The organism is Nitrosomonas europaea, assembly GCF_900167395.1.
Lineage (GTDB): Bacteria > Pseudomonadota > Gammaproteobacteria > Burkholderiales > Nitrosomonadaceae > Nitrosomonas > Nitrosomonas europaea.
On the sequence record NZ_FUWK01000002.1, the window covers coordinates 100478 to 116218 of the forward strand.

Genomic DNA, 15741 nt, shown 5'->3' on the forward strand with positions numbered 1-15741 from the left:
TCAATGGCGACCTATGCAATCGGTGATCTGCAGGGCTGCCACCGGCATTTTCTCGAACTGCTCGACCTGATCGGCTTCAACGCTACCCGCGACAGACTGTGGCTGGTCGGTGACATCGTCAACCGCGGACCGGATTCGCTTTCATTGCTGCGTACCTTGATAGAACTGGGTGACGCCGTCACAATGGTACTCGGCAACCATGATCTCCACCTTCTGGCTGTAGCAGCAGGCTCCATCCGGCAACAACACGGAGACACTCTGCAACCGGTTCTGGAAGCGTCCGACAGCAGCAGGCTGCTCGATTGGCTACGGCATCAGCAACTGTTTCATCACGAAGATGAATATGTACTGGTTCACGCTGGCCTGTTACCGAACTGGAGCATCGAGCAGGCGCAAATCCTGGCGCAGGAAGTCGAAACAATCATTCGCGGCGACCGATTTCAGACATTTTCCCGTTCAATGTATGGCAATGTGCCTGATCACTGGCATGACCGGCTGCAGGGAGAAGATCGCTGGCGAGTCATCATCAATGCCATGACACGCATGCGCGTCTGCTCGCCGGAAGGCAGAATGAATTTTTCCTGCAAGGGTGAATTGTCATCTGTTCCGGACGGCCTGCTTCCCTGGTTCGAGATTCCCTGGCGAGCCAGCAAGGATACGACGATCGTCTTCGGACACTGGTCAGCGCTGGGATTACATCTGACACCCAACCTCATTGCCTTGGATACGGGCTGTGTCTGGCAAGGCTGTCTTACATCCGTTCGGCTGGAAGATCGGAAAGTGTTTCAGGTACCGTGCGTACGACATTGAGTGACAGGGTCTGCGCAATGGCTTTTTCTGCCAGACGCGCCAGCTCGCGCCGGTTTCTGCCCGCTCCCGGAATGGGTTCCCTGAAAATCAGTTCCACCTGAATCTCCGGCTCTGCCAATATCTGCATCAGGGATTGCAGTATCGTCACGCTGACATAGGCAACACTCGAATTCCGCGAACCATCACGGTTACGGTAACGGATTGCAACCGGATAAAGCAATGTTTCAGCTGTTACGGCAGATTGCAGCAGGGAAGCATGAAAATGCTGGAGCACATCTCCATCACCGGTCGTACCCTCAGGGAATATCACGACCGAGCGTCCGTCTTTCAGAATACTGCTTATCTGCTGATTGATCCGTAACGTATCCCCGCGTTTCTCACGTTCGATGAACAGGGTTCCGGCATTGCGACATAACTGACCCAGTATCGGCCAGGTGCCGATTTCTGCCTTGGCAACGAAATGCACCGGATATACCGCCAGAATGACCATGATATCCAGCCATGAGATGTGATTGGCTACAAAAACTACCCCTTGCCGGCCACAAACAGGCAACACACCACCGGGGCACAACTTCACTTTGAGAATCCGAAGAAATTTTTGTGCCCAGTTACAGGCCATTCGGTTTTGCCTGGCTGTACTGATGTATGGCAAGGCAAACGATTGCAGTAATCCAGAAGCGATATGCAGGATCAACCTGATGAACCGGATACTTCTGGTTAACCTGTTAACTCCGGTTGCGGCCATGGTGGATAGCAGAACGTCGATCCGATAAAAATTTGATTTGACAGGTCTACTCTATGGCGCCGGATCAGAACCGATACCTGTTTATCTGGTGGATTACAGATATTCCCGGCAACAAGGCTACTGCCGGGAATAATGCAGGCTAGAGTATACGACAGCCAAAAGCTTCAAAGTAGCGCTGGCCAATCTCATCACGCTGATATTGATGATTCTGACCGCCACGATGAGCTATTTTCAATGTGCCCATGAGTGATGCAAGTTGCCCGGTCGTCTGCCAATCCATATCCTGAGCAATGCCATAAAGCAATCCGGCACGATAGGCATCTCCGCAACCGGTTGGATCGACAACTTTCTGCGGGCGAACAGCAGGGATCTGAAACTGCTTGCCTTGGGCATGGATCACCGAACCTTCCGCCCCTTTGGTCTCGATAAGCGCCTTGACCCGGGTAGCCAGCTCGCTCAATTTATAGCCTGTGACTGACTGTAACAGCTGAGCTTCATAATCATTGACCGCTATATAATCTGCCATGTCAATGAAATCAGTCAGTTCATTGCCACTGAACATCGGCATACCCTGGCCCGGGTCAAATATGAAAGGAATACCGGCTTCATGAAATTCCCGGGCGTGAGTAAGCATCCCATCCCGGCCATCCGGAGCAATGATACCAAGACTGACATCGATAGCATCTTTCACACTGTTCTGATGGGAGAAATTCATTGCGCCAGGATGAAAAGCAGTGATCTGATTATCATCCAGATCCGTAGTAATGAATGCCTGTGCCGTGAAGGTATCCTGTATCCGACGGATATGTGTCTGTGCCAGCCCAAGCTTTTCCAGTCTGTAGGTATAGGGTTGGAAATCATCCCCGACCGTTGCCATTATCAACGGTTTGCCCTCCAGCATCTTCAGGTTGTAGGCGATATTTGCCGCGCAACCGCCAAACTCCCGTCGCATTTCCGGCACCAGAAACGCGACGTTCAGAACATGGATCTTGTCTGGCAGGATATGGCGTTTGAAACGATCTTCAAACACCATGATCGTGTCATAGGCGATGGAACCACAGATCAGTGTATGCATATCAGCCCGCCGGATCCCAGACCAGGTCGAGCTCACGGGCAGCCTTGACATCATCGATTTTCCGCAGGGGCATATCGTGTGGAGCGGCCTTGACCATATCCGGCTGGGTGGCTATCTCATCCAGAATCTCCTTCATTGCAGCAACAAAGCGATCCAGTGTTTCCTTGGATTCGGTTTCAGCCGGCTCGATCAGCAGGCATTCTGGTACCAGCAAAGGAAAATACGTGGTAGGTGCATGAAAACCTTTATCCAGCAGACGCTTGGCAAGATTCATGGCAGTTACCCCGGTTCTGTCTTTGATCTCTTTCATCGTGACGATGAATTCATGACTGGCACGGCGATTGGGATAAGCAATCTCGAAACCCAGTTTGCGCAACTCAGCCATCAGATAATTGGCATTGAGTGTTGCATACTCGGAAATGCGGTGCATCCCTTCCGCCCCCAGCAATCTGACGTAGATATAGGCACGCAGCAATACTCCGGCATTACCCATGTGAGCGGATAAACGCCCGATAGTTTGAGGACGATCTTCCTCGGTCAGCCAGCGGTAAACCCCTTGCTCATGTGCCACGATCGGTACTGGCAGATAGGGCAGCAGGCGTTCAGCCACACCGACGGGTGCTGCACCTGGCCCACCACCGCCATGAGGAGTCGAGAAAGTCTTGTGCAGATTCATGTGGATGACATCGAACCCCATATCACCCGGCTTGACTTTACCCAGCACCGCATTGAGGTTGGCACCATCGTAGTACAGCAAACCACCTGCTGCATGTACGATCCGGCTCATTTCCGCTACTTTCTTCTCGAATACACCCAGTGTGGAAGGATTGGTCAGCATCAGACCAGCCGTTTTGGGACCAACGGCTGCTTTCAGTGCATCCATATCCACGTCACCATCGCGATTCGTGGGAATCTCGATGACTTTGTAACCGCACATGACAGCAGTAGCAGGGTTGGTACCGTGTGCGGCATCCGGAATAATGATTTCGGTACGTCCGGTATCGCCATGTGCTTCATGATATGCACGAATCATCGTAATACCGATCAGTTCACCCTGCGCACCCGCCATTGAAGTCAGGCTGACCGCTGCCATACCCGTGATGTCCTTCAAAATCTCCTGCAGCTCATACATACAGGCCAGAAATCCCTGGCCTGTATCTTCAGGTGCCAGCGGGTGACGTGACAGGAATTGCGGCAGCATAGCCAGTGAATTACAGGCACGCGGGTTGTATTTCATGGTGCAGGAACCGAGCGGATAAAACTCTGTATCTATCGAGAAATTTTTCTGAGACAGGCGGGTATAGTGGCGTACCGTGTCCATTTCAGAAACTTCGGGCAACAGGGGGGTAGATTTACGCTTCAGATGATCCGGAATATTGTTTTTGGCTGGCCGGGTTGCCGGAGCCTGAGAATAATTCCGACGATTCTTGCGGGAATGTTCGAATATCAGCATGTTTTATCTTATATTGGTGAAATTGGTGTGCAGTACACGTAGTACAGCTCTATATCCGGCTTATCTGTCTCAGGCACTGGCCGCCAGTGCCTGCCGCAGCACTTCAGTGTATTTATCCAGATCCTCAGCCGTTTTGGTTTCCGTTGCGCAAACCAGCAATGTGTTCTTCAAATCCGGATAGTGATTTTCAAGCAGCACGCCGCCCAGTACACCTTGTGCTTTGAGTCTGTTCAGGACTTTATCAGCTGGTACGGATAACTGAAGGGCTGCCTCGTGGAAGAACGGACTGTGGAATGCCTTTTTCACACCCGGTAATTTTTCCAGCTGTTCTACCAGCGCCACTGTGTTTGCATGAGAATGAGCAGCCACCCGATACAATCCCTCCGGTCCCAGCAGTGACATATAGATCGTAGCCGCCGTCACCATCAACCCCTGATTGGTACAGATGTTGGAAGTTGCTTTCGAACGGCGGATATGTTGCTCCCTGGCCTGTAACGTCAGGGCAAAACCTTCCTTACCTTCCAGATCGGTAGTCCGCCCGATGATACGCCCCGGCATCTGCCGTACCAGCTCCTGTTTGCAGGTCATGAATCCGAAGTATGGCCCACCACTGGAAAGTGGGATCCCCAAAGGCTGACCTTCACCGACAGCGATATCTGCTCCCCGACGTCCCCATTCTCCTGGTGGTTTCAGCATGGCAAGTGAAGTCGGGTTGACCACCGCGACTGCCAGGGATTGCTTGTCGTGTGCCCAATCGGTCAGTGCATCGACCTGTTCAAGCACACCGAAAAAATTGGGTTGAGGAATGATCAGTGCAGCAAATTCTTCCTGTGCAAACTGATCGAGCTTATCGATGGCCACCTGTCCGGTTGCGGGATCATAAGGAACTTCGACCACTTCGATTGCCTGATTTCTGACAATGGTGCGCATCACACTGCGGTAAACCGGATGCACAGTCTGAGGAACCAGAATGCGTCTGGAGGTCCTGTGCTGGCGCACCGCCATCAGAGCTGCCTCAGCCAGCGCTGATGCGCCGTCATACAGGCTGGCGTTGGATACATCCATTCCGGCCAGTGAAGCCATCATGGTCTGGTATTCGTACAATAACTGCAATGTACCCTGGCTGGCTTCTGCCTGATAAGGCGTATAGGAAGAATAAAACTCACCTCGCGTCGTTATCTGCCAGACTGCGGCCGGAATATGGTGTTCATAGGCACCTGCACCGATAAAACTGAGATAAAACCCGTCTTGCTGTGCACGTTCGTACATGAGACGTGAAATTTCCATTTCACTCAAACCGGGTGGTACCTGAGTCAATTTTCCGGTCTTGAGCTCGGCGGGAATTTCATCGAATAATTCATCGATCGACCTGGCACCGATGCTGGTGAGCATCTCGGCCACGTCTTCTTCTGTATGGGGAATAAAGGGCATGATTGGCTGTAATTTATTCAGAAAAACTCATAAAAATGATGATTGCTGCGGCCAGGCCGCAAGCATCCTCAATGCGCTTCGCTATCCAGCAGTTTCTGATATCCGCCGGCATCGAGCAGACCATCCACTTCACCAGCATTGGCCGGTTTGAGCTTGAACAGCCAGGCTGCGTAGCAATCCTCGTTTATTTTTTCCGGAGATGTTTCCACTTCAGAGTTGACTGCAATGACTTCTCCACCCAGTGGCGCATAAATATCCGATGCTGCCTTGACCGACTCCACCACAGCGCAATCTTCACGCTGTGCCAGCGCGCGCCCGACATCGGGCAACTGAACGAATACCATGTCCCCCAGTAATTCCTGGGCATGCTGGGTAATTCCTACCGTGACACTGCCATCTGCTTCCAATCTGACCCATTCGTGTGATTCTGTATATTTCAGTTCTGCCGGAACGCTCATTTACCTGTACTCCCCAAACTTAAAGTTTAAAAAATTCAATAATCCTGTATCTGTTGTCATTTCGGCAAACAATCAGACCAGTGCCTGACCATTGCGAACAAACGGATATTTGACGACTTTTGCCGCAAGCTGTTTATCCCGCACGACGACATGTACCTGCTCACCAGCAGCGATGCCTGCAGGAATACGCGCCAGCGCAATCGACTGGTTCAACGTTGGGGAAAACCCGCCACTGGTAATCTCTCCTTCTCCTGCTTCACCTTCCTGCCGTGTAATGACTTTCTGATGATTACGCAGTACTCCTTTATCCAGCAATACCAGGCCAACCAGCTGCCGATTGACCGGCGTTTCCAGCAGTGTCTGTTTACCGGTGAAGTCACGCTCGCTTTTCAGATCCACAGTCCATGCAAGCCCTGATTCAAGCGGGTTGACGGTCTCGTCCATATCCTGGCCATAAAGATTCATACCTGCTTCCAGGCGCAGGGTATCACGTGCACCCAGTCCGGCCGGAGCAACACCCGCTGCATGCAGTTTTTGCCAGAAATCAGCAGCCTGGCCGGCGGGTAACGTGATTTCAAAACCATCCTCACCGGTATAACCGGTACGTGCGATGAAATAGTCACCCAGCATCACAGACTGAAATGGTTTCAGGTTTTCTGAAATCGCCTGGGAATCAGGAATGACATTCCAGACTTTCGTACGCGCATTGGGTCCCTGTACTGCGATCATGGCAAGATCACGACGCGGGGTAATGGTCAGAGCGGGAGCAAGCTGGCGGGATTGCCCGGTGATCCAGTCGATATCCTTATCAGCCGTACCGGCATTGACTACCAGACGGAACCAGGACTCGGACAGGAAGTAAATGATCAGATCGTCGATGATTCCACCTGTGGGGGTCAGCATGCAGGTGTAGAGCGCTTTGCCCGGGAGGGTCAGTTTATCGACATTGTTGGCCACCAGTCCTCGCAGAAACTGGCGTACGTTTTCGCCGTGAATATCGACGGTCAACATATGAGACACATCGAACATACCGGCATCACGCCTGACAGAGTGGTGCTCATCCAGTTGGGAGCCATAGTGCAGGGGCATATCCCAGCCGCCAAAATCGACCATTTTGGCATTCATGGCCCGGTGCGCCGCATTCAAAGGGGTTGTCTTCAGCATCTGTTTTCTCTCAAAAGTAAAAAGGAAGTTTTTTATCTGTACTGCCCTACATTCGCCCGCTACCACTTGTGCTCGCGAAGCAGCCAACAGATATCAACTTACCCCTCTGTCCTTTTACCTGAGAGTTTTACGGTCAACTTTCCGCATGCCCCTTCGGTGGCTGAAGCTGTTTCAGCACTCTCCAGATTGCCAATCACAAGCAGTTACTCAAGCCTTATGGCCACACCTGAGCGATTCCGGGGGGTTACGCCTTCGGTGACACTGTATTTTGATACAGCGCACTCTCCTGCCTGGATGAAATATCAGCAGACCGAACTATACCTTAGCTTGGGATATTAAGACAAGGTGAGGCCAAGCTATAGAAACCGGGGAAATTGATGCCTAATCCGCGATTTGACGATTTCTCCGCAGGGCAGACAAACGTCCAGACGTACAATGGAATCGGAAGGAATTCATGCAAACAGGAATCTTCCCCGGATATCAGTCATTCTATCGGGGAAGATGGACAACTCAGAACGACTCACTGGTTTGAAAGAATCGATCTCTCATTCAGGCTCTGCGCGGATCTGGCGTTGTCATGATAAAAAGATTTCATCTGCTCTAATTGATCAGCTGAAATCGTGATCGATTTTGTCAGAATGTACCACTGTACTCCCTCACTGCAAGGCGGCGTCGTCAATGAGCCGGCTAAAGTCAGATATTTCAGATTAGCGGCGTTCACTCCTGATGGCAGCAATTTTGCCGGGTTGAATCTGACTCTGGAAGGCGAATTTGCTTCACCCTCATGTCGAGGCATATTGTCAAGGATAGTCTGGAATACAGCATTTTCTTTACCAATGTTGATCACTACGCCCAATACCGCAATTCTTCCATCCTTGTTGATATGCACGAAATGCAATTCTGCAGGGAATTTTTTACCTCCAAAAACATGTTCACTGGGTTCATGGAAATGCAACTGGATCAGTGGCAGTAATTCCTTCCCGACTTTCAATCCCCCGGCAAAATTTTTGGAAGTATTGACCTGTATGGCATGTCCCGTGTTGAAGAAAGTCGGCGTATCTGTCTTATACTGTGCAGAAAGTTTGTTCAACGGTTTAGCACTGACAATTTTTGCATCTGCCAGATCTACCGGTGACTGATGCTGGCCGATACCACATTCCGCATAGGGATAGCGTAATGGCACGGGTAGAGCAGCATCCTCAATAGCACCCCAGATGGGTTCTTCATCATAAGACCAGTGAGGTGGAGCAGAGGCTGCAATGCTCACGTAACCCGTAAAAATTATTGAAGCCAGGCTCGCCAATATTTTTGTTTTCATGAATCAACTCCGATCGCAATATATTATTAAATTAACAAGTATGTTTTCTGCAGTAGTCAATCATCAAAGATTGTTTATCCAAGCCGGTTTCTTGTGAAGACTGTGATTCAGCTTCTTTCTTTCCTGTCTCGATCCGTGTCGGTTGTTCATCCCCGGTCGAGGCATTTTTCGTTTGACCGGTCTCAGGCAACGACTCGGGCTGATCTCCCCCCGATCCAGCAAAACAGGAAACACTCAAACTCAGCACAACTGCCAAGAAAAGCTTAACGCGCATCATTTTCCTCCTCCCTAAATATGCAAATCACATTCGTTATGTATCGAATGTGTATTTAGATTATCACGAGATAAATGACAAAAAATCATAAAAAATAATCGACAGAACATACATATGCAGCCTGACTTAGAGCTTTCAGAGACTTCACCCCCTCAACTGGCTGGCCTTTATCTTTCTCTCTTTCTGCATAGAAAATCAGGGTATGCAGATCAGGGCTTTTCCGTTTCAAACAATATGGCCTGCATCGGAAAACGTGTGGGGTTCGAGCCATATTCCCCGATAAATATCTTTACCAGAGCTTCAACGATGTCATCAGGATCAACTTCACCACGCTCTCTGATTTCATTGATGATCGGACTGAATATCAGCCCGCGCGCAAAAGCTCTGATATCCGGTATGTCGTAAATCCGTCGCTGAACTGAAATGCTTATTTGCTCAAACCCGGCACGAATCAGCCTCTCCTTGACAGGATCAATCTCGAAGGATGAAACAGTGCTCTCAAGAAAGCGGGGAGGATCCGATGGAAAAAACTGTTTCATGACTTCAAAAGTGAGACTGGCATAGGGATTGTAGTCACGTGAATCCCATACACTGAACAGATACCGCCCACCTTGTCTCAATACCCGATGCGTCTCCTGAAAGGCCTTATCCTTGTCGAAGAACATCACGCCGAACTGACAAACCACCGTATCGAAGGCTCGATCATCAAAAGGCAGTGCCACAGCATTTGCAACCTGAAAAGTAACCTGTTCATGCGGCAGAAATTTCGTGCGTGCGACCTCCATCATGGAATCACTGATATCGATAGCAGTCAGTTGCGCATCCCCAGGCAGTACATTTCGCAGTTGCCTGGTCACGATTCCCGTACCTGATGCAACTTCGAGTACATCACGAACCGGTTTTCCTGCTGTGCGCCTGGCGATATCAGAAGCATATTGCTCAAACAGCACGTGCCCCAGATCACGATCATAAGCAATGGCAACATCGCCCACATACCCTGCCATAGACAAACCTCCTGCAATGAAATGATTAATATTCAAGCCCGGTAGCTTGTGGTTTTCCCGTTGCTAAACGGGTATTACCTGAATCACTCTATACTTGTGAAACTCAATTGGAAAACAGGACATCGGATTGGTCGATTGTCACAATGGACAAGTCTGATTTTATGACTTCCATCGATTATTTAAGTCGCCAATACGTTTGATGTGTAAACAGCCAATAACCGGCACCAATGAGGGTTGTAACAATGCAGGGAACCAGTATCGCCGAGAACCGGTATTGACCAAAACAAACCGCACCCGCTACTCCACCCGATATAAATCCGATAATCAGTATCAGATACAGCACTATTCTTCTGGTATCAGCAGGCTGACCACGAACCCTCAACCCTAGAGCAACACCTAAATCAGTAAACAGTCCCGACACATGAGTAGTTCTGACAACTGCACCACTATAAGTACTAGTCATGGCATTTTGCAGTCCACATGCTGCAGATGCAAAATAGTGGCCAACCGGGGAACCGTAATTCAGCAGAAGCATGGAAATTCCAAGTAGGAATGACTCGGTTATCAACGCCAGACTATAGTTTCTTCCGAGCTTCAATGCGACATTACCAATGATAAAACCGCTATAAGCAGCCCCGATGATAAAACCAGCCATTACCAGCAGTAAATGCACTACTGCTTGCATATTATGGTTGGCCAGCTCCAGTGAAAGAAAGGTCGAGATGCCGGTAAGATGTGAAACTGCCTGATGCTCAAATCCCAGAAGGCCAATGGCATTCACATAACCGGCATTGAATGACAGCAGGAATCCCCCGATTTCGACCCATTTTGGCAGTTTGTGAATCACTGATTCATTTCCTGCATTCTTTCGATATCACTGTTTCACTCTGCACAGCCTTATGCGCTGCCGCCTGACAAGGGTAGTAATTCCGGGAAGTGAATAACCAGAATATCAGTACGCCTACGAAAATCCCGTATGTTGCCATGGGAACCAGGCAGCCTTTCCAGAGTTGCCGATGGCTGAGAAGAACATCCCCCTCGCCTGCCAGCTTTTTTACTGATCCCCACAATTTCCTTAAATTATCATCCAGGGCAACTTCAAAAATGAAGAATGCAACGGTAACCATACTCCCGGCAATCTGAAACAACCCGTGCAATTCGGGATAACGCACTGAAAAATCACAATCGAAGAATTTCACCAGCAACCCGCCAGTCACCGCGAAATAGACGGTCAGCATGGCAAAGCGAAGTGTGCTGTAATGCCTGATACTATTCATCAATTCTGCCAATTTCCGGTCTTCCAGTTCTTTTTCCATATTTTCAGGTTGTTTTTTGATAGTGCCCGGAACGCAGCAAACCTACTCCCATTACCGCCATCCCAATTGAAACCAGAGGGTTCAGCAGGTTGAGTAACGTATACGGAGCATAATCCAGTGTGGGTACACCCAGCGTTGCCGTATAGAAAATCCCGGCTGTCGTCCACGGAATCAGGCCGGTAGTCAAGGTAGAGCCCTCCTCAACGGAGCGCGACAAAACTGCCGGATCCAGATTTTTTTCCTGATAAACCTTTTTGAACAACTGACAACTCAGAATGATGGAAATATAGGCTTCCCCCATGACCAGATTACCGGTCAGGCCGGAGGCAATAGTCGCTGCAATCAAAGTACTGGTCCGTCTGATCGGTGCAATCAGTCGCATCAGCAGCACCTGCAAAAACCCGGCATGATGCAGGATACCGCCAAGTGCCAGTGCCATGATGGACAACAGCAAAGTCCAGGCCATGCTGTATAAACCGCCACGCCCGAGTAATTCATCGATACTGGCAATCCCGGTATCTCCGGGTGTGTTCAACCATAATGCATTGATGACATCGATACCGTTCCTGTCCTGATAAACCACGGCAATCAGCAGCGCCAGCAGGGTACTGCACGTCATGCTGACTTCGGCAGAATAACGTTTGATGCTCATACCCAGCATCACCAGCAGTGGCAGCAGCGTCACCATTCCATCCATCCGAAAGGAACCTGCCAGGGCACTGCGAATTTCGGTCAGATGCGCTTGTGGCAGGTGATGATCACCATACTGCCAGCCCCATACGGTAAAAATACTCAAAACGATCACAAACGTAGGTATCGTGGTATACAGCATCGAACCGATATGCCGGTACAAATTTGTGTCGGCACTCATCGCAGCCAGGTTGGTGGTATCGGATATGGGCGACAGCTTGTCACCAAACGTTGCACCGGAGATGATCATACCCGCTGTCAGCGGCAGCGGAATACCCATGGCATCACCGATTCCGATCAACACCACACCGATAGTACCTGCGGTTCCCCAGGAAGTACCGGTCGCAACCGACATCAGGCTGCACAACACGAATCCGGCAGCCAGAAACAGGGCCGGGTCGAGCCAGTCGAGGCCGAAATACAGTAAGCTCGCGATCGTGCCACTTTGCATGAAGCTGGCAATGACCATGCCGATCAGCATGAAAATGTAAATCGCCGGCAATGCCCTGACGATACCTTCATCCATCATGCTGCGAATGGCAATGAACGAATAACCCAGAATACGTGTGTGTACACCGGCCCAGACCAGTGCCAGGAAAATCAGCGCGTGCAGACTGATCTCAAACACAAACAAACCGAGTGCGATCAACAGCAGTATCCCGATAAAACAAACTGCTGCCTGCCAGAAAGCAGGCAGCGGTTGCGCCACCGGCAATTCCTCTAATGCTGTTTTCTCACTCGTCATTACAGAAAGCCTACTCTCTCAAATTCCATTTTCATCATATTCTCGATGAGTGCTCACAATGCTGCAATACTTCGTACCCCCTTCCTTGCCGAACAGAACCGATAATTTAAAAACTGGAATTCGCCCTGCCTGATTTTCATGATATAACGCTGCAAAGCTGAAACGGCCTCTGGTAAGAAACCGGAGCCAGTTCTTCGAGATATCGATAACAGATCAGGAGAAAAATTTGGGACGCGGGTTTTATACCATCATGGGGGCACAATTCTTTTCATCGCTGGCAGACAACGCGCTACTGGTCGTGGCCATTGCCCTGCTGATCGATCTGCATGCACCAGCGTACCTTACTCCCATGCTTAAATTTGTATTCGTACTATTCTATGTGTTACTGGCGCCTCTTGTCGGTGCCTTCGCCGATTCCATGGCCAAGGGTCGGGTCATGTTCATCAGCAATTCGATCAAGATCGTCGGTTGCATATTACTGTTTTTTGCTGCACATCAATTTTCTGCACTAGGTGCATACGCGGTCGTCGGGTTGGGGGCCGCTGCATATTCTCCGGCAAAGTACGGCATTCTTACAGAATTGCTGCCTCCTGAGAAACTGGTAATCGCCAACGGCTGGATGGAAGGGTTGACTGTCGCATCGATCGTTCTCGGTACAGTCATCGGCGGCCTGCTCATCACCCCTTCAGTGGCTGCGGTTCTGCTCTCTCTGGATCTCCCTCTGATCAAGACAGCGGTTGACGCCAGTATCATAATCATCATGCTGTTCTATGGCATTGCCGCCGTTACTAATCTGTTCATCCCCGATACCGGAATCGATCATCGGATACTCAAGAAGAACCCGATTTTTCTGTTTCACGATTTCGTTCACTGCGTAAAATTGCTGTGGTTCGACAAACTGGGCCAGATTTCACTGGCTGTTACCACCTTGTTCTGGGGTGCTGGCGCGACGCTGCAATTCATCGTACTGAAATGGGCTGAAGCAGCTCTTGGTTATGCGTTAAACCAGGCGGCACTGCTGCAGGGGGTCGTTGCAGTGGGCATTGCATTGGGCGCCGTGCTGGCAGCCAAGCTGGTTTCACTCCGCCGGTCGCTGGATGTCATTCCGCTCGGTATCATCATGGGAATCGTGGTGATTCTCATGATCACGGCTCGAGATCTCTGGATTTCGGTTGTACTGCTGATCAGCATCGGAGGATTGGCAGGCTTCTTCGTGGTACCGATGAATGCCCTGCTGCAACATCGCGGACACATCCTGATGGGTGCCGGACACTCTATCGCTGTTCAGAATTTCAATGAAAACCTCGGTATTCTCACCATGTTGTCACTGTATGCGCTGCTGATCTGGTTCGATGTGCATATTTATACCGTCATCATCCTGTTTGGATTGTTCGTGTCCATTACCATGATCGTGGTTCGCAAATGGCATCTGAACAATCAGAGTAAGCAGGATTCTCTGCACCTGATCGGCATGCAGAAACGACAGTTCTGATTGCGCTGCATGACCCTGGCCAACAGTTTTTAAATACAAATATTGCGGGAATGTGCTGCTATTGCAGCACATTCAGGAACCGACACAACTTGATCAGCAGGTTCGAAGATTGAATCAGGCTTCTGTGTCGTCTTCCCGGGGCCGTTCTTCTTCCGGTATTCGATAGCCGTCAGTGGCCCATTGCCCCAGATCAAGCAATTTGCACCGTTCGGAGCAGAACGGACGGTATTTGCTGGATGGCTCCCAAACAACCATTTCGCCACATTGGGGACAATTTACGACTGGAGATTTACCCAATTTCACCTCCATTCATTCGTACTGCTTCTCATAAACTGCAGAAAGTCAGCTCAAAAGGAATATCCTCTTCATAAACTTCTGTTTTGTGATCCGACCGCCAGGGAACAAAGCGGATATTGAGAGCATATTTGTTGGCGCTGATTTCAGGAACACAGGGAAATTCACTGCTGATATGCAACCTCAGAAGATGTGCCTGATGCTCCGAACCGGCCTGCTGGAACAATCCCTGAACTGCGGTATAACAACAATTCTTACCGCTGTTTCTCAGCATATTCAGCACAATATTGATCCCACTGCGGATCGGAGTGAAGGGGGTAATCCAGTCTTTAAGATCTTCTCTGCGGATTTCCGGAGCCAGATTCAGCCAGTAATGATAAGCCGGCAAATCGAACTCACACGCAGCGCCGGGAATGCTCATACGCTGTTTGACGCTCATCAGCCATTCATCGTCGCGCAAATGTCCACCGATCCGACCCGGGATATCCAGTAAGCCACGAAATGCAGCGCGAATATCCTGTAATATATGGTCGAGTGCTTTTTCTGATACTTCAGGGTTGCTGCGCAAGCCTTCCAGCATGGTCCGCTGTTTGTCCAGCTCCTGCAACAGATCCGATTTGAGATCAGATCGACTGGTCACATCAAGAATCTCAAACAGTGCAACCAGAACAGCATGATGCTCGAAAGAGGTATCCCTAGCCGAAAAAAAATCAATCTTGTCGAACAGATCTTCCAGCCTCAACAGCATGCGGATGCGTTCACTCAGGGGCAATTCGTAACAGATCACGGTAAGTAAGATGGCGTTGGAACTGTAAAGCATAGCAGAAAACTGCAATATGCACGCATCTTACCAGAATCGTTCAAAGGCCGTGTTTGCGGGCAAGCATCAGGTATTTCCGATGCAGTTCCTCTACCTGCCGTTGCAGATGCTGCTCGCCGGAATCATTCACAATCACATCATCCGCCTGTGCAAGACGTTTATCTCGTGAACATTGCACAGCCATCACGTCACGCACTTCCTGTTCACTCAATTTGCTGCGCAGCATGGTACGGGAGATCTGCAGAGGTTCGGGGCAGTCAATCACCAGCACGCGATCGACCAATTTAAGGTAACCATCAATTTCCAGCAGTAAGGGCACGACCACGATACCGTATTCGGATTGGATAAGTGGAAGGCGCTGCAAGGTTTCCTGATAAATCAGCGGATGGAGTATGGATTCGAGACGGTGCCTTGCAGTTTCGTCAGAAAATACCAGTCTGCGCATCGCTGACCGATCCAGTGAACCATCGTCCAAGATGAAGCAATCACCAAATGCGATACGGATCGGGCTGATCGCCTTGCCAGCAGAACGTGTCAGCTCGTGCGCAATCTGGTCAGTATCGATGATTTCAATGCCCAGTTCCCTGAACGAATCGGCTGCTCTGGTCTTGCCACTGCCGATTCCGCCAGTCAATCCGATAATCAGTGCCAT

16 protein-coding genes and 1 riboswitch are annotated in these 15741 nt (G+C 50.1%); of the genes, 2 read left to right on the forward strand and 14 right to left on the reverse strand.

The features are described 5' to 3' along the window. Window positions 1–3: 3 nt before the first annotated feature. Window positions 4–810 carry a symmetrical bis(5'-nucleosyl)-tetraphosphatase gene (locus tag B5D58_RS01400; protein ID WP_011111239.1) on the forward strand — a complete coding sequence of 269 codons (807 nt, stop codon included), beginning with the start codon at window positions 4–6 and terminating at the stop codon, window positions 808–810. Here B5D58_RS01400 and B5D58_RS01405 read toward each other — a convergent pair. From B5D58_RS01405 to nhaC, 11 genes are all read right to left on the reverse strand, one after another. Continuing rightward, window positions 752–1387 (reverse strand): lysophospholipid acyltransferase family protein, encoded by a 636-nt coding sequence (locus B5D58_RS01405; protein ID WP_234988947.1) that lies wholly within the window; start codon window positions 1385–1387, stop codon window positions 752–754. The two genes, B5D58_RS01400 and B5D58_RS01405, sit on opposite strands and share 59 nt — an antisense overlap. A gap of 307 nt (window positions 1388–1694) precedes the next feature. Then, the gene (locus B5D58_RS01410; RefSeq protein ID WP_011111237.1) at window positions 1695–2630 is read right to left on the reverse strand and encodes a carbohydrate kinase family protein; all 936 of its coding nucleotides are present in this window, start codon (window positions 2628–2630) and stop codon (window positions 1695–1697) included. A gap of 1 nt (window position 2631) precedes the next feature. Continuing rightward, window positions 2632–4083, reverse strand: a complete 1452-nt coding sequence (gcvPB, locus tag B5D58_RS01415; protein ID WP_011111236.1) for an aminomethyl-transferring glycine dehydrogenase subunit GcvPB — start codon at window positions 4081–4083, stop codon at window positions 2632–2634. A 69-nt stretch (window positions 4084–4152) separates the two neighbouring features. Beyond that, on the reverse strand, window positions 4153–5514 hold the full coding sequence (gene gcvPA / locus B5D58_RS01420) for an aminomethyl-transferring glycine dehydrogenase subunit GcvPA (RefSeq protein WP_011111235.1): 1362 nt from the start codon (window positions 5512–5514) through the stop codon (window positions 4153–4155). A gap of 68 nt (window positions 5515–5582) precedes the next feature. Beyond that, complete coding sequence (gene gcvH, locus B5D58_RS01425) at window positions 5583–5972, reverse strand: glycine cleavage system protein GcvH (protein ID WP_011111234.1); 390 nt, start codon at window positions 5970–5972, stop codon at window positions 5583–5585. A gap of 72 nt (window positions 5973–6044) precedes the next feature. After that, window positions 6045–7136 carry a glycine cleavage system aminomethyltransferase GcvT gene (gcvT, locus tag B5D58_RS01430; RefSeq protein ID WP_011111233.1) on the reverse strand — a complete coding sequence of 364 codons (1092 nt, stop codon included), beginning with the start codon at window positions 7134–7136 and terminating at the stop codon, window positions 6045–6047. 96 nt (window positions 7137–7232) lie between these two features. After that, window positions 7233–7331: riboswitch (glycine riboswitch) on the reverse strand. Between the two features lie 325 nt (window positions 7332–7656). Continuing rightward, the gene (locus B5D58_RS01435) at window positions 7657–8454 is read right to left on the reverse strand and encodes a carbonic anhydrase (RefSeq protein WP_011111232.1); all 798 of its coding nucleotides are present in this window, start codon (window positions 8452–8454) and stop codon (window positions 7657–7659) included. A gap of 483 nt (window positions 8455–8937) precedes the next feature. Continuing rightward, a complete protein-coding gene (locus tag B5D58_RS01445) occupies window positions 8938–9732 on the reverse strand; it encodes a class I SAM-dependent methyltransferase (RefSeq protein ID WP_011111230.1) in 795 nt (264 codons plus the stop codon). A 175-nt stretch (window positions 9733–9907) separates the two neighbouring features. Continuing rightward, window positions 9908–10579, reverse strand: coding sequence for a YoaK family protein (locus B5D58_RS01450; RefSeq protein ID WP_011111229.1), 672 nt, complete (start codon window positions 10577–10579; stop codon window positions 9908–9910). Between the two features lie 4 nt (window positions 10580–10583). Next, window positions 10584–11048: a hypothetical protein gene (locus tag B5D58_RS01455; protein WP_011111228.1), complete on the reverse strand. Its 465-nt coding sequence runs from the start codon at window positions 11046–11048 to the stop codon at window positions 10584–10586. A 4-nt stretch (window positions 11049–11052) separates the two neighbouring features. After that, window positions 11053–12483 (reverse strand): Na+/H+ antiporter NhaC, encoded by a 1431-nt coding sequence (gene nhaC, locus B5D58_RS01460; protein ID WP_011111227.1) that lies wholly within the window; start codon window positions 12481–12483, stop codon window positions 11053–11055. Window positions 12484–12709: 226 nt separating this feature from the next. Between nhaC and lplT the strand changes: the two genes are divergently transcribed. After that, window positions 12710–13975 (forward strand): lysophospholipid transporter LplT, encoded by a 1266-nt coding sequence (gene lplT, locus B5D58_RS01465; protein ID WP_041356478.1) that lies wholly within the window; start codon window positions 12710–12712, stop codon window positions 13973–13975. 114 nt (window positions 13976–14089) lie between these two features. On the opposite strand, the gene B5D58_RS01470 is transcribed toward lplT, so the two are convergent. The 3 genes from B5D58_RS01470 to coaE all read right to left on the reverse strand — a co-directional run bounded on the left by B5D58_RS01470 (window position 14090) and on the right by coaE (window position 15741). After that, window positions 14090–14284, reverse strand: a complete 195-nt coding sequence (locus B5D58_RS01470; protein ID WP_074671117.1) for a DNA gyrase inhibitor YacG — start codon at window positions 14282–14284, stop codon at window positions 14090–14092. 16 nt (window positions 14285–14300) lie between these two features. Beyond that, window positions 14301–15056 (reverse strand): cell division protein ZapD, encoded by a 756-nt coding sequence (zapD, locus tag B5D58_RS01475; RefSeq protein ID WP_041357059.1) that lies wholly within the window; start codon window positions 15054–15056, stop codon window positions 14301–14303. 73 nt (window positions 15057–15129) lie between these two features. After that, on the reverse strand, window positions 15130–15741 hold the full coding sequence (coaE, locus tag B5D58_RS01480) for a dephospho-CoA kinase (protein ID WP_011111224.1): 612 nt from the start codon (window positions 15739–15741) through the stop codon (window positions 15130–15132).

Bases quoted from the DNA above. Each gene is read 5' to 3' on its own strand.
- nhaC (WP_011111227.1), bottom strand. From the start codon at position 12,483: ATGACGAGTGAGAAAACAGCATTAGAGGAATTGCCGGTGGCGCAACCG.
- B5D58_RS01455 (WP_011111228.1), bottom strand. From the start codon at position 11,048: ATGGAAAAAGAACTGGAAGACCGGAAATTGGCAGAATTGATGAATAGT.
- gcvPA (WP_011111235.1), bottom strand. From the start codon at position 5,514: ATGCCCTTTATTCCCCATACAGAAGAAGACGTGGCCGAGATGCTCACC.
- gcvH (WP_011111234.1), bottom strand. From the start codon at position 5,972: ATGAGCGTTCCGGCAGAACTGAAATATACAGAATCACACGAATGGGTC.
- B5D58_RS01470 (WP_074671117.1), bottom strand. From the start codon at position 14,284: ATGGAGGTGAAATTGGGTAAATCTCCAGTCGTAAATTGTCCCCAATGT.
- gcvT (WP_011111233.1), bottom strand. From the start codon at position 7,136: ATGCTGAAGACAACCCCTTTGAATGCGGCGCACCGGGCCATGAATGCC.
- B5D58_RS01435 (WP_011111232.1), bottom strand. From the start codon at position 8,454: ATGAAAACAAAAATATTGGCGAGCCTGGCTTCAATAATTTTTACGGGT.
- B5D58_RS01400 (WP_011111239.1), top strand. From the start codon at position 4: ATGGCGACCTATGCAATCGGTGATCTGCAGGGCTGCCACCGGCATTTT.
- B5D58_RS01445 (WP_011111230.1), bottom strand. From the start codon at position 9,732: ATGGCAGGGTATGTGGGCGATGTTGCCATTGCTTATGATCGTGATCTG.
- B5D58_RS01410 (WP_011111237.1), bottom strand. From the start codon at position 2,630: ATGCATACACTGATCTGTGGTTCCATCGCCTATGACACGATCATGGTG.
- gcvPB (WP_011111236.1), bottom strand. From the start codon at position 4,083: ATGCTGATATTCGAACATTCCCGCAAGAATCGTCGGAATTATTCTCAG.
- coaE (WP_011111224.1), bottom strand. From the start codon at position 15,741: ATGGCACTGATTATCGGATTGACTGGCGGAATCGGCAGTGGCAAGACC.